A 13,045-nucleotide genomic window follows, 5' to 3' on the forward strand; every position below is an offset into this window, starting at 1 on the left:
TTCACCCCACCCCGCCCCTTCCCGACTGTGACACCTTGCGGCTCCGCCGCGCGGGTGGCTCCGCCCCGGACCCCGGGGTGGCAGCCCGGCCAGGGCGAGTGGGGGTGTGCGGCTCGCACGTGGCTGGCCGCGCAGTTCCCCGCGCCCCTAACGGGCGCGCCCACGCGGCGGAGCCGCACAACGACACAGCCCCGCGCCCCTAAAGGGGCACGGTGTGGCAGGCCGCGCCCGCTCGCGCGGCGGAGGCGCCTGGAGACCCCGCCGAGCCGCACAGAGATGTGGCATCGCGCCGCGTCAGGCCGCCGTACCGGAAGGGCAGCGGGGCGGGCCGTTGCGGCCGCGCCCCACCGCACCCCCACCCACGGCCGCACCCGCCGGGCCGACGACCTCGACCCGCCCCCGCCCCCGCCCGTCACACCTCACCCGTTCCCTACGCCTGGCCCGTTTCGAAGCGGCTCACCTTTCCGTCCTCCACCAGGAACTTCCACGCCGTCCGCATCGCACCCCACGTGTTGTTGCGGTAGTTGACGACCAGCTCACGCCCGTCGCCGCTCTCGGACTCGACGTCCATGTGCCCGCCGTCCGAGAAGATCTCCTTGTCGACCCACTGCCCGAGGTTCCGGTCGGTCCCGTCGTCCGACATGGAGGCCCCGGGACCGAGCAGGGCGTCGAAGGCGGCGCGGTCCCCCGCGTTGACCGCGGTGACGAACGATCTCACCACGGGGTCGCGCAGCTGATCGACGGAAACAGGCATGGTCCGGTCCTCTCTCGACAGGGCCCCGAGCACCACCACCCTGCCCCGGGCCCCGGTGTCCCGCACCTCGGCGGGTGCCGTCAGCCGAGGAGGCGAGCCAGGTGCTCCGCCCGGGTCTTGACGAAGTAGTGGCCGCCGTCAGGGACGACGTCCAGGGTCACCTCGTGGGCGAACCGCTCCCAGTCGCGGTAGCCGCTCCGGTAGCCGGCGGTGGCCTCGTCCGCGCCGCCGATGATCACCCGGACCGGGGTGCGCAGCCGGTCCCACCCGGTCGCCTCGCGCAGCAGCGCGCCTCCCTGCGCCATGTCGTGGCGTACGACGGCCAACACGCGCCGCAGGTCCGCCGCGTCGAGTGCGCCCTCGAAGCCGCCGAGTCCGCTGAGGTAGGCGTGCAGTGCGGCGTCGTCGGCCCCGCCCTCCTGGGCCCGCGGCAGGGCGGCTCCCAGGCAGACGGAGTCGGCGGGCTCGGCGAGGTCCTCCAGGCGGCGGGCGACCGCCAGGGCCAGGCCGGTGCCGACGCAGTGGCCGTAGACGGTGACCGGGACTCCGGGGTGGGCGGTCCGCAGCCGGGCGATCTCCCCGACCAGCTGGTCGCGGGCTCGCGCCCAGCCGACCAGGGGCTCTTCGGGCCTGACCGGGTCGTGTCCCGGCAGGGCGGCCGCCCACAGGGCCGTGCCGGGGTCCAGCTGCGTGGCCAGCGCCTGGTAGGCGGTGGCACTGCCGCCCCCGTACGGAATGCCGATCACGATCCGCCGCACCGGCCGCCCGTCGTCCGCGCCGAGCCGGTGCAGCCAGCTCGCGGCCGCCGCATCGGGCTCCGTCCGCAGCCGGGCGGCGAGCAGCCGCGGCGTGGGGTGCTGGAAGACATCGACCACGGACAGCCGCCCGTCGCCCGCCCGCCGGGCGAGTTCGACCGCCTTGAAGGAGTCGCCGCCGCTGTCGAAGAAGTCGTCGTCGATGCCGGCGTCGGGGACGCTCAGCAGTTCCCGCCAGACCTCCACCAGGGCGGACTCCCGCGCGTCGCGCGGCGGGGTGCCGGGTCCGGCCCGGCGGGCGTCCGGCACCGGTGCCGGCAGCGCGGCGACGTCCAGCTTCCCGTTGCCGGTCAGCGGTATCGCGTCGAGCAGCACGAGGGCGGTGGGGACCATGTAGGACGGGAGCCGGTCCCGCAGCCACCGGCGCAGTGCGGGCACCGGGTCGGCGGCGCCCGCCGCCGGGACCACGTAGGCGGCCAGTACCGCGTCACCGACCGCGTCCCGGCGGACGACGGCGCGCGCGTCGGCCACCGCCGCGTGCTCGCACAGCACCGTCTCGATCTCGCCCGGTTCGATGCGGAAGCCGCGCAGTTTGACCTGGTCGTCGCTGCGCCCCAGGTAGCGGAGCCGGCCGTCCGGCGTCCACTGGGCCAGGTCCCCGGAGCGGTACAGCCGGCCGCCGCGGGCGTCGAAGGGGTGGGCGACGAAGCGCTCCGCGGTCAGAGCCGGCCGGTTCAGATAGCCGAGGGCGAGCTGGCCGCCTGCCACGTACATCTCCCCCACCACCCCCGGCGGGACCGGCCTGAGACCGCTGTCGAGCACATGGACCTCCAGGCCGGGCAGCCCGGAGCCGATGACGCTGCCCGCCCCGCTCGCCGCCAGCCGTCGGTCGAGCGCCGCGTGGGTGACGTGGACGGTGGTCTCGGTGATGCCGTACATGTTCACCAGGACGGGCGCGTCGTCCGCGTGGGCGTCGTACCACTCACCGAGCCCGGCCAGGTCAAGTGCCTCACCGCCGAACACCACGTAACGCAGGGCGAGGGCACGGCCGGTCGCCGGGTCGTCCCGTTCGGCCCGCATCAGCTGCCGGAACGCCGAGGGCGTCTGGTTCAGCACGGTCACCCGCTCCCGGACGAGCAGGGCCAGGAAGTCCTGCGGGGACCTGCTCACCTCGTACGGGACGACCACGAGCCGGCCGCCGTGCAGCAGCGGGCCCCACAGCTCCCACACGGAGAAGTCGAACGCGTAGGAGTGGTACAGGGTCCAGACGTCGTCGCCGTCGAAGCGGAACAGCCGCTGGGCGCCGCCCATCAGGTGCGTGACGTTCCCGTGGGTGACGACCACCCCCTTGGGGCGGCCGGTGGAGCCGGACGTGTAGATCACATAGGCCGGATGGTGCGGGGCGGGGTCCGCCGGCAGGGCCCCCAGCGACTCGTCCGCACCGCGCACCCCGCCCGCACCGGGCGCCCCAGCCGCACCAAGTTCCTCGTCCGGTGCCTCATGCGCCCGTACGTCGTCGGCCAGGACTTCGTCGACCAGAACGAGGGGCGGGCCTTCGGCCGGCAGCCCGGAGGCGGCGGACGCCGTCGTGACGACCAACGCGGGCCGCGCGTCGGCCAGGATGTAGGCGATCCGCCCGGCCGGGAGGTCCGGGTCGACCGGTACGTACGCGGCTCCCGACTTGAGGACGGCGAGCAGGGCCACGATCAGCTCGGCCGAGCGGGGCAGTGCCACCGCCACGTACGTTCCGCGGCCGGCACCGCGCCGGACCAGGATCCTGGCGAGCCGGTCGGCGCGTGCGTCGAGCTCGCCGTATCCGATCGTCAGGTCCCCGGAGGTGACGGCGGGCCTGTGCGGTGCCGAGCGGGCCCGCTCGGCGACGGCCGCCGCCAGGTCGGCGTACGGCAGCGGTTGCGCGTCGCCGCCCGCGCGCGCCCACGCGTCCACCGTCCGCCGCCCGTCGGCGCCGAGCGTGTCGATCCTGCCGACGCACCGCTCCGGGTCGGTGTCCGCGTCGATGACCGCCGCGAGCGCGGCGAGGTATCCGGTGCGGTGCACGGCGAGTTCGGCGGTGCTGTACGTCTTGGGGTTGGCGTGGCACTCCACCCGCAGGCCGCCGCCGCGGACGGACACCGCCACCATGAAGTCGTCGACCGGGCCGACCGCCGTGTTGTGCGAGATGCCGTGGGCCTCGCCGAACGCGGGCGCGTAGTCGAAGGGCATGACGTTGATCTGCGGTCCGAAGAGCCGGCTCTGCTCCTGGATCAGGCCGAGGTCGCGGCGCAGTTCCTCGCACCGGTAGCGCATGTGCCGCAGGGCGCGCCTGGCCCGGATGTTCACCTGCTCGATCAGTTGGGCGACCGTCGTGTCCGGGCGGACGCTCAGCCGCAGGGGCACGACGTTGGCGGTCATGCCCGGGGTGTTCTTCGCGAGCGGGGTGCCGCGGCCGGCCACGGACATGCCCAGCACGATGTCCTCGCTGCCGGTGACGCGGTGCGTGTACGCGGCGAGCGCGGCGATCAGCAGCACGCTCCAGGACGTGCGGAAGGACTGGGCGGTGCGGCAGAGCCGCGCGTAGCGCTCCTCGGGCAATAGGACCCCGTCGCGGCGGACGCCCGGGGCCATCGGGGCCCGGTGCCGGGAGAGCCCGGCGATCTCGCCCAGGCCGGACATCTGCTGCCGCCAGAACTCCCCGTCCTCCGCGTGAGCGGCCGAGGCACGGTAGTCGGCGTCCTCCGCGAGCAGGGCCGCCAGGGTGCCGAACCGGCAGGCGGGAACGTCCGTGCCCTGCCGGAGCGCGGTGTAGATCTCGGCGGTGCGCCGGGTCAGCAGCCAGCCCCCGAACCCGTCGAGGAGCAGGTGGTGGAAACGCTGGTACAGGAGGTGCCGCTGGGGCCCCAGGGTGAGGACGGCCTGGGTGAACAGGTGCTTGCTGCCGTGCAGGTCCACCGGCACGGCCAGGTCGGCGTCCATCCACGCCCGGGCCGCCGCCATCGGGTCGCTCTCGCGGGCCAGGTCCAGCAGGGCCGGGGCGTCCCGGCCGTCGGCCCAGCCCTCGGTGAGCGTCTGCCGGGGTCCGTCGTCGTCCTCCCCCGTCCGCACCCGTACCGCCTCGGACTCGGCGAGCGTGCGCCGCACGGCGTCGGTGAGGAGGCCGAGGTCCAGCGGGCCGGTGATCTCCACGTACTCCGCGATGTTGTACATCGACCCGCTGGTGTCGAACTGCTGGGCGAACCAGACTCCCGACTGCGCCGCCGAAAGGGGAAACCGCGTCTCGCGTTCCTGCCCGGGCATGACTCTCCTCTGGGTGAGCGCATCGGAGCGTCGGTGCACTCAAAGCGCGGCGCCGACGCGGAGTTGACGCCACGCTGCCCCGGGGATCTACGCCACACCTATGGGAGCGGCACGCCGCGGGAGGAGAGCGGAGAACGCACCGGAGGAGAAGAAACGCAGGAGAAGAAGCGCAGGAGAAGAAACAGCCCCCCGCCCCCTTGCGGGGACGGGGGCGGGAGATGAGCCGACCTGTACGCCGGGGAGAGTAACCACATCGCTGCCACCTGCGGAAACGTGGAAAACAGCCACCTCGGTGGCTACTTAAGTGGCTACTTACGGGTCCGCCTGGCGTCGCGCCGCAGAAGCCGCTGCCCCTGCTCCCTCTTGGGGCGGGGGCGGATCGGGCCTAATCACAGCGACCGGCAGCCGGTCGGTATGGGACTCGGACAACCTCACCCCAGTTACCTCATGAATCCATCGGGCGAATCGGTACCGTGCGATGAGCCGGAGTTGTTCGCGGTCATGGTCGTCGACATCGTCCCAGAGGGTGCGGGCATAGGGCATGGTCGCCGTGTGAGCTTGTCCGAGCACGTGGTCAGTGACAGAGAGCTTGATCGCCTCGTTGTCCATGAACACCTCCCTTGGAAGGTCCGAGGATGCCATGCCGCGGTCGCTCATCCTGGGCGCAGCGCTGCGCAGCGCGTCCACCTGATTCCGAAGGTCTCCAGACCACACCCGCAAAGCGTCCACGATGTGGACAGAGGTTGTGATCTAGGCCACCCCACTCTGATCTACCTCTACCCTGCCGGGTTTTTCAGGGATGGCAGACCGGTCACAAAGGCAGGCCCGCGACTGCTTTATATTGGGATTGGCCCTCGTGCAGCCGGAGTTGAACGCGGAAGCGCACTCCTGAGTCGGCGAGTGACCCCTCACGCCCGCAGCGGCCGGGCACCGAAGTTCTTTCCCGAGAGCGCGCCACAGGCAGCCAGCTCGTCTCGGCCTCGCGGATTCCGGCCGCGGCGTCCGACCGGAAAGTCGTTTCCTTTCCGGCTGAAGGCAATTACTTCTCCGGCCGCTTAGTGGCCTTCACCAGCAACTCGGTGAAACCGGCACTGCTGCCCAGGTTATGTAGCCACCGCCGTCCTCTTGGTGCTGTCCAAGGTCGTCGACGAGTCGGCCTACAAGGTAGAGGCCGGGCTCCTCCTCAGGGGCCGGCAGCGCCCCTCGCATCTCCCCTACGGAAATGGTGGCGTGGGCGCCGTCGAACGCGACGCGTCCCAGGATGTCGGCGCTGTGCCGGTGGCGGGCGGTGATGTCGACGAGTTCCGTGACGACCTCCAGAACGCTCCGGGTGATGGCGTCGGAGTCCGCTGCGCCCTTGAGGACCATGGGAAGGGTGCGCCGCACGAATGCCACAGCGCGAGTCATGGCGTCGGCCGCCTTGACTTCCGGGCCGACGGTGAAGGTGATGTCACGGTTCATCGTCAGCATCTGCCACGGGGTAGATGGCGGTACTTGCAGGCGCCGCTCAGTAGGGGTGTGCACGTCGGTCCGTCCCGTCGCTAGAAGCGCCCACACCGAACCCTCGTTCGGCACTCCGCGATTACCGGCAGCGTCGACTCGCCTACAGCATGCGAGTGGGCTGCGCTCGATGACAGAGCGAGCAACTTGAGTTGCTATCGTACGTCGAACATTGAACGCTTCGTCCACTACGTAAGCTCGACTGAGTCTGAGGGGAGGGCGTGCCATGCCCCACGCCCGCAGAAATCAACCCCCGCCAAAGGAACCGCCCCTTGGTGGGGCCACCTTCGCGGAACAGCTGGATTTTCTCTGTACGTACGACCCGAGGGGTCCCTTCTCCAATCCCGCCGTCGCGAGGATGGTGAAGGAACAAGGGCTGACACCCATCTCGGACTCCCACGTATGGCAGCTACGCACCGGAAAGTCCGATAATCCGGGCATGCACCAGATGGACACCTTGGCGGACTTCTTCGGGGTCCCCAAGGACTACTGGTCCAACCGCAAGACGGCCCAGATCATGAACCGCCTGATCATGCGTCTCAACGACTTCAAGGCTGCCGGCGCAACACCCGAGCAGTTGCACAAGCAGCTCGTTCGCTTCACCAAGCGGATGGAGGAAGGTGCCGCTCCGGAGAAGCTGATGGCCCAGTTGGACGAGCTGGCCCGGCTCAACGAGAAGGGGGTGAGCGCCAACACACTGAAACGCCTGCAAGACCAACGTGTGTCCAGCATCGCCATGCGAGCGGTCGGCCTATCAGACAAAAGCCTGCAAGCCGCCGCAGTCATGATGGAACAGCTCCGCCGGATCGAAGGACTTCCGGATTCGGAGACTCTGCCGGATATCCCCGACCCCGGGACCACCTGACGACCAGCACGAGGAGCGATCCATGAGGCGCCGCTCACGCCGCACCATCCGAGCTGAGGAACCCTCCTCGGTGGACCCGGTTGTCAATGAGTGTCGTGACTTCGTTCGCTCCTTGGATCTACCTCGTGTGGAAAGTGTCCGGGAGCTGCGTGCCCACATCGAAGAAGTGATCGGTGAGCCGATCACGATTGCTCCAGGAGATCCCACCGACGGGACAACCCCGTGCGGCATGGTGATCCGGAGCGACGGGGCGAACTTCATCGGGTACGACCCGGACACCAGTCCCGCTCATCAAGATTTCATCGTGGGCCATGAGTTCGGTCACCTTCTCCGGCGCCACAAGGGCCGTGTGATCGAGCCGGCCTCCGATGAGGGGATCATCCTCGGCGACATCGACGCCGATCTCTTTGGCACCGTCCTCAACCGTACGGACTACACCGAGACCGACGAGCGGGAGGCGGAGGCCATCGCTTCCTTCCTCCAGGCCCACGTCATCAACAGCCGCCCCGCTCCACAGAGCGCATCGGCGGACCGCATCACGCGCACGCTCACGCGACGCGAGTACTGAAGCACGGACACCTTGAAAGACATACTTCACCCGCTGTGCCTTGTCATCGCGGGTAGCGGCTTCCTGCTGCTCATGCGCGACCTCTGGGCAGCGCGCCGCAAGCACGAACAGCTCGACCCAGCGCTGATCGCGCTCGCCTTCACCTTCCTCTTCTCGGCCCTGAGCTACGTGATCTCCATGACGTGGATCTGGGTGCGCATCGACGGGGTGTTCGACGTGCCCAACATCGCCGTCCCCCTGGCGCAGGGCTGCGTGATGGTCGTCCTCGGGCTCCAGGCCACCGTCTTGGCGTTTTGGACGAAACCGGTAGCCGCCGCTGCCCGCCGGGCCCAGTGGCTGATGACAGGCGCAGTCACGGTCATCGCGATGATGGCCATCCTGTTCACCTTGCTGACACCGGTCTCCCAGCGGCCCACTGACTTCACGCTGTACTACGCACACGACCCCGTGTTTCAGGCGTACCTGTTGCTCTACATGTGCACGTATACGGCCGCGGAGATCTATCTCGCCCGGGTGTGCTGGAAGTCCGCGAAGGAGATTTCCGACCCTTGGATCAGGCGTGGTCTGCGCCTGATCGCCGTTGGTGCCGTCGTCACCCTCGGGTACAGCGGCATCCGGCTGTGCGCCATCCTCGGTGCCGAGTTCGGGTTCAGTGTGCGGCCCGTCGAACCGCTCGCGTGGATCTGCGGAGACATCGGTGCGACCTTGACCCAGCTCGGATACCTCACCCCCATCGTGGCCACCCGCCTGGTGGACCCCCTTCGTGCTCGGCGTGAGCGCCGTCAGTACCGGCGCCTCGAAACGCTCTGGCAGGCCGTTTCCGCCGCGGAACCGAGCATCGTCCTCGTGAAGCCCGCCGCGGACTCCCGGGACCTGAGCTTCGACCTGTACCGCCGGGTCGTCGAGATTCGGGACGCCCAGATTAGGCTCCGCCCCTACCTTGCCCCCTCCGCGCGTGCCGCCGCCGAGACCCGGCGCTCACCGGCGTGGCTTGCCCGGCAGCACCATGTGGCTGCCGTTACGGCCGACCAGATTCGATCCGCTCTCATCCAGCGGCAGCAAGAGCCGGTAGACAATCCGGCTACCTACGCTGACGCGGTCCTGAACTTCCCGTCCCCGCAAAAGGACCTCCGCCACCTCGTCCGCGTGGCCCGCTATTTCACGGCGCCCCCGGTGGAGTCCGAGATTGAAACCGCACTTGGAGCCCGTACGTGAACCGCAGGACCCTCCTCGCTGCGGCAGCCACCACCGCGGCCGTCGCATCCCTGCCGAAGACCGCCCTCGCGGCCAGCAGCGCCGTTGAAGCCAAGGACTCCATGAACAGCACCGCCGCCTACCGGTCTACCGCACGCGCCCAGCTCGCCGCCTTGCGGCGCGGCACCATCAGCGCACGCGCACTCCTGGACCAGGTCCTCGCGCACCACGCCAAGGTCAACCCGGGCTTGAACGCTGTCGTGACCCTCGACGCCGACGCGGCCCGTACCGCCGCGGAAAAGGCGGATGCCTACCGCGCGGAGACCGGCCGCGTCCTCGGCCCCCTGCATGGTCTGCCGATCACCCTCAAGGACTCCTTGGAGACCAAGGGCCTGCGTACCACGTGCGGAAGCATCGACCTGCGCGATCACATTCCGACGGCGGACGCCGATGTCGTCGCGCTGCTCCGCCAGGCCGGAGCCATCATCATCGGCAAAACGAACGTGCCGACGATGTGCCAGGACCTCCAAACGACAAACCCCATCTTCGGGAAGACGAACAGCCCTCACTCGCCCGACCACACCGCCGGCGGTTCCTCCGGCGGCCCGTCCGTCGCCGTAGCCACCGGCCTCAGCTCCCTGGAAGTCGGCTCGGACCTCGCCGGATCGCTGCGCCTGCCCGCCGCGTACTGCGGCGTGTTCGCCCTGCGCACGTCGCGCGGCGCCGCCCCGATCGTCTCCACTCGCGGGCACATCCCCCGGCCCCCCGGCTGGCTCACCTCCAGCGACATGCTCACCCTCGGCCCGATCGCTCGGGACGCCGACGACCTCGACCTCCTCCTGGACGTCCTTGCCGCACCAGCCCCGGCCGACGCAGGTGCCTGGAAGATCGACCTGCCCGCACCGAAGAAGACCCGACTCGCGCAGTATCGGGTGGGCCTGTGGGCCGACGATGCGTTCTGCCGCGTAGACGCCCCGACACGTCACCTCATGAGCCAGGTCGCCGATGCGCTTCGCCTGTCCAGGGCAAGCGTCGACGAAGAGGCGCGCCCCGTGGACTTCGCTGCGAGCAACACCTTGTTCGAGCGCTTGATGTACGCCACCTCCTCGGCCACGGCCACCGATGAGGCGTTCGCCAGCGAGGTGAAGGCGGCCGACGCCGCTGCTGAGGGCTCGCCGTCCGCTCACTTCCTGAAGTCCCGCACGATGCGCCACCGCGACTGGGCACGGGCCGACGAGGACCGGCACAAGCTCCGCGGGAAATGGGCCGACTACTTCACCTCACACGACGTGCTGATCACTCCGGCCACGCCGACCGCCGCCGTCCTCGACCAGACGTCCGTGCCCGCCCAGGAGCGGTACATCACGGTGGACGGCCAGAAGCGTTCCTTCTACGAGCAGACGAGCTGGCTGAACCTCGCCTCGCCGGTCGGCCTGCCTGCCGTGGTGATGCCGGCCGGGCAGACCAGTGAAGGTCTCCCGCTCGCCGTCCAGATCATCGGCCCATACCTCTCCGACCGCACCGTCATCGCCGTCGCCAAGCTCCTTGCGAACGCGCTGCCCACCCCGCCGAAGGCCCCCGCCCTGACGGCCTGATGAACCCGGGCGTGCCCGGCCCCCACGGGGGTGAGGCGGGGCGTGCCCGTACGGTGAGAGGGCCCCGGACGAACCGGGGCCCTCTCACCGTTCTACCGGTGTCAGGGAGCAACCGCGTCGAGCGCCGCCCGCTCGCTCGGCCAAGGCCCGCGTTCCGCGTCCCGGGTGGGATCGGTCGGCACGGCCCACCACTGGCGCGGCGCGCGGCGTACGACCCGGAATCGTCTGCCGGACCACCAGCGCTTGCGGGGGAGGCTCATCCAGACGTCCCGGCCCCTGGCCCACTCCTCGGTCCCGACCGCCTGTGCGATCTGCACAAGCAGGTCCCGTCGCCGGATGTGCGCGAAGACGAGCCCACCGCCGGTCTCGGCGCTCAGGTACTGCGCCCAGGTTGCATAAGCGCTGCCGTGCAGGTGATCCAAGTACGGAGCCGCTGACCACAACGGGTTCCGTGACTGGTCGCTGTGTATGACGAGCACGACGCCGTCGAGGTCGGCGTACTGCGTCTCGCGGCACCGCGTGCTGCGCGGGGCCTGCCCGGTCATCGGGTCGGTGTAGCTCAGGCGGATCTCATCGGCCCTCACTGTGCCAGTCCCTTCAGTCCCTCGGCGTGACCGTCGTACGTGTGAGCCGCCCAGCAGACACGAGTGCTGCGGCGTTCCCAACGCGGGTGTAGGGCCCGGCATTTTTCGCGGGGCTTGGCTACCGGTCGGCCGTAGGCTCCGGAGCGCCACGCGGTCGCGGTGATCATCCCTCCGCGTGCAATCGCGGCGTTCTGAACCCGGTGTCGCCACTCGCCACGGATCACGGACATCCGCAGGGAAGGCTGTTGGCGGCGGAGCTCGGGGATCTGGGCCCGAAGAAGACGGGCGCGGGCGGAGTGAACGGTGGAGCTCGTGGCGCGGGGCCCGGCGGGTGTACGCGGGCAGCGGTCCAGCCAGCGGGGCGATCGGGCGAGACGGGCACGTGCAGCAAGGAGGGCGGAGGTCACAGGAGTTCCGTTCTGCGGGAAGCGCGGCGGAGGGGCCCGGTATGGCCTGGCCGCGCCCCTCCGGTGTTGGGTGGGGTCAGGCCGGGTTTTCGACGAGCCAGTTCGCGAACCTGTTGCCCTGGATGACCCGCGCGTCCTCGCGGTCGATCACCCAGCCGCCTGCCCACTTCCAGGTCCGCAGGTAGGACATGGGGACGACGTCCGCATCGCGTACCTCGTCGAGGTTCAGGACGGTCCCGCTCCAGGAGTAGGTGAGTTCGCCGTTGCTTTCCCGGGAGGTGCCCTCGTCGAGGCGGACGCGCATTCCATAGGTCAGCACGATGTCGCCCGGGACGAGTTCGCTGCTGTCCTTGATGACGGTGGGCTGTGCGATGTTCATGGGATTCCTCGTGTTCATGGTGTGCAGGGGGGGGGGAGGGTGCTGGGGCGGGACGGTCAACGTCGCGCCCCAGCAGGGAGCTGCTAGGCCGCCACGGAGTGGATCAGGCCGTAAGGTCGAGGCGGGTGAGGTAGTCGCGGGCGGACTTCTTGCCCACGTACTTGGCAAGTGCCGTGCCGCGCGGCGGGCGTTGCAGTTCGCCCTCGGAGTCGTCCAGCGCCTTCGCGCGGTCGACGATCTGCCGCATCGAGAGGCCGTGTTTGAAGTCGGTGCCGACCTTGGTCTCCACGGCGACGTATTCGGCGGCCTTGTTCGGGCGCAGCCGTGCGGCGAGGACAACGTCCGCCTCGCACCCGAGGACGCAGAAGCTGCAGCTCAGGCGGCTCATGCCCCAGTCGTACGCTTCGTGGTAGGGCAGGCCGGAGCGCGCGATCTCCTTCCAGACCTCGGCGTCCGACCAGCCGTGTACCGGCCTCCAGGTCGTGACGTGTCTCTTGCCGTTGCTTGCCGGGCGGTCGATTTCGACAGCGGCAAGTTTGGCGCGCGGAGCGGACTCGGCGGCCCTCTGACCAAGGCAGTTCAAGATGCGCACAGGTCGGCCCAGATCGCTGAGTTCGTTGACGAGCCGGGTCATCAGCTTGCGGATCGGGCCTCGCTTCAAATCCGAAGTGCACCATCTGGCTGAGCTCGAAGGCCACGCGGGAGCAACCTTCACGGTGGCCGGGTCGAGTCCCTGCTCACTCGCTTCCTTCTCTGCCTTCGCCTTCAGCTTGAAGAACCGTGCGACGGTGCGCGCCAGGAGGTCGCCGCCCTCGGCCTTGACTGCTTCGAACCGCACGCCCAGTCGGCGGGCCTGGTCCTCGGCCAGCTTGCGCGTGTTGGCCCACTCGATGTCCCCGAGGTCCGCATGAACTATGACGACGCGGTGCAGGAGGCCGAGCTTCGCGGCCAGGGCGCACACGTGAGAGGCCATGGCTTGGGAATCCTTCCCGCCACTGGAGTTCAGGAGAATCCAGTCAGCGGCGCGCAGCAGTGCGCTCGGGACGGTTGTGGTCGGCGCCTCGGGGACGGACGAATGGACGCGACGGACGCGGGCCCTCTTCGGGGCGGGAGCGTCGGCGAATAGCGCGAGTTGGGCGCTCACTGGGTC

Annotated in this window: 10 protein-coding genes; 4 read left to right on the plus strand and 6 right to left on the minus strand. The window is 69.8% G+C overall.

Going from position 1 to position 13,045, the window contains the following annotated elements; all coding sequences use genetic code 11:
* Nucleotides 1-430 precede the first annotated feature (430 nt).
* The 3 genes from ACFWVV_RS17095 to ACFWVV_RS17105 form a co-directional block, all read right to left on the minus strand.
* Nucleotides 431-754: a nuclear transport factor 2 family protein gene (locus ACFWVV_RS17095; RefSeq protein WP_384350881.1), complete on the minus strand. Its 324-nt coding sequence runs from the start codon at nucleotides 752-754 to the stop codon at nucleotides 431-433.
* A gap of 80 nt (nucleotides 755-834) precedes the next feature.
* Nucleotides 835-4,803 (minus strand): amino acid adenylation domain-containing protein, encoded by a 3,969-nt coding sequence (locus ACFWVV_RS17100; protein ID WP_384350884.1) that lies wholly within the window; start codon nucleotides 4,801-4,803, stop codon nucleotides 835-837.
* 1,065 nt (nucleotides 4,804-5,868) lie between these two features.
* Complete coding sequence (locus ACFWVV_RS17105; RefSeq protein WP_384350887.1) at nucleotides 5,869-6,273, minus strand: hypothetical protein; 405 nt, start codon at nucleotides 6,271-6,273, stop codon at nucleotides 5,869-5,871.
* 469 nt (nucleotides 6,274-6,742) lie between these two features.
* Between ACFWVV_RS17105 and ACFWVV_RS17110 the strand changes: the two genes are divergently transcribed.
* The 4 genes from ACFWVV_RS17110 (at nucleotide 6,743) to ACFWVV_RS17125 (ending at nucleotide 10,525) form a co-directional block, all read left to right on the plus strand.
* Nucleotides 6,743-7,168 carry a hypothetical protein gene (locus ACFWVV_RS17110; RefSeq protein ID WP_384350889.1) on the plus strand — a complete coding sequence of 142 codons (426 nt, stop codon included), beginning with the start codon at nucleotides 6,743-6,745 and terminating at the stop codon, nucleotides 7,166-7,168.
* Between the two features lie 127 nt (nucleotides 7,169-7,295).
* The gene (locus ACFWVV_RS17115; protein WP_384350892.1) at nucleotides 7,296-7,736 is read left to right on the plus strand and encodes a hypothetical protein; all 441 of its coding nucleotides are present in this window, start codon (nucleotides 7,296-7,298) and stop codon (nucleotides 7,734-7,736) included.
* 72 nt (nucleotides 7,737-7,808) lie between these two features.
* A complete protein-coding gene (locus tag ACFWVV_RS17120; protein WP_384350894.1) occupies nucleotides 7,809-8,951 on the plus strand; it encodes an MAB_1171c family putative transporter in 1,143 nt (380 codons plus the stop codon).
* Complete coding sequence (locus ACFWVV_RS17125) at nucleotides 8,948-10,525, plus strand: amidase family protein (protein WP_384350897.1); 1,578 nt, start codon at nucleotides 8,948-8,950, stop codon at nucleotides 10,523-10,525. Before ACFWVV_RS17120 ends, ACFWVV_RS17125 begins: the two co-directional genes overlap by 4 nt.
* 101 nt (nucleotides 10,526-10,626) lie before the next feature.
* Here ACFWVV_RS17125 and ACFWVV_RS17130 read toward each other — a convergent pair whose 3' ends face one another.
* The 3 genes from ACFWVV_RS17130 to ACFWVV_RS17140 form a co-directional block, all read right to left on the minus strand.
* Nucleotides 10,627-11,109 (minus strand): hypothetical protein, encoded by a 483-nt coding sequence (locus ACFWVV_RS17130; RefSeq protein ID WP_384350900.1) that lies wholly within the window; start codon nucleotides 11,107-11,109, stop codon nucleotides 10,627-10,629.
* Between the two features lie 483 nt (nucleotides 11,110-11,592).
* Nucleotides 11,593-11,895, minus strand: a complete 303-nt coding sequence (locus ACFWVV_RS17135; RefSeq protein ID WP_384350903.1) for a hypothetical protein — start codon at nucleotides 11,893-11,895, stop codon at nucleotides 11,593-11,595.
* A 103-nt stretch (nucleotides 11,896-11,998) separates the two neighbouring features.
* Complete coding sequence (locus tag ACFWVV_RS17140; protein ID WP_384350906.1) at nucleotides 11,999-13,039, minus strand: phosphoadenosine phosphosulfate reductase family protein; 1,041 nt, start codon at nucleotides 13,037-13,039, stop codon at nucleotides 11,999-12,001.
* Nucleotides 13,040-13,045 lie beyond the last annotated feature (6 nt).

It is taken from the genome of Streptomyces sp. NPDC058663, from assembly GCF_042716745.1.
GTDB lineage: Bacteria > Actinomycetota > Actinomycetes > Streptomycetales > Streptomycetaceae > Streptomyces.

Coding starts and splice junctions, on each gene's coding strand:
- ACFWVV_RS17095 (WP_384350881.1), bottom strand. CDS start 754: ATGCCTGTTTCCGTCGATCAGCTGCGCGACCCCGTGGTGAGATCGTTC.
- ACFWVV_RS17100 (WP_384350884.1), bottom strand. CDS start 4,803: ATGCCCGGGCAGGAACGCGAGACGCGGTTTCCCCTTTCGGCGGCGCAG.
- ACFWVV_RS17105 (WP_384350887.1), bottom strand. CDS start 6,273: ATGCTGACGATGAACCGTGACATCACCTTCACCGTCGGCCCGGAAGTC.
- ACFWVV_RS17110 (WP_384350889.1), top strand. CDS start 6,743: ATGCACCAGATGGACACCTTGGCGGACTTCTTCGGGGTCCCCAAGGAC.
- ACFWVV_RS17120 (WP_384350894.1), top strand. CDS start 7,809: ATGCGCGACCTCTGGGCAGCGCGCCGCAAGCACGAACAGCTCGACCCA.
- ACFWVV_RS17135 (WP_384350903.1), bottom strand. CDS start 11,895: ATGAACATCGCACAGCCCACCGTCATCAAGGACAGCAGCGAACTCGTC.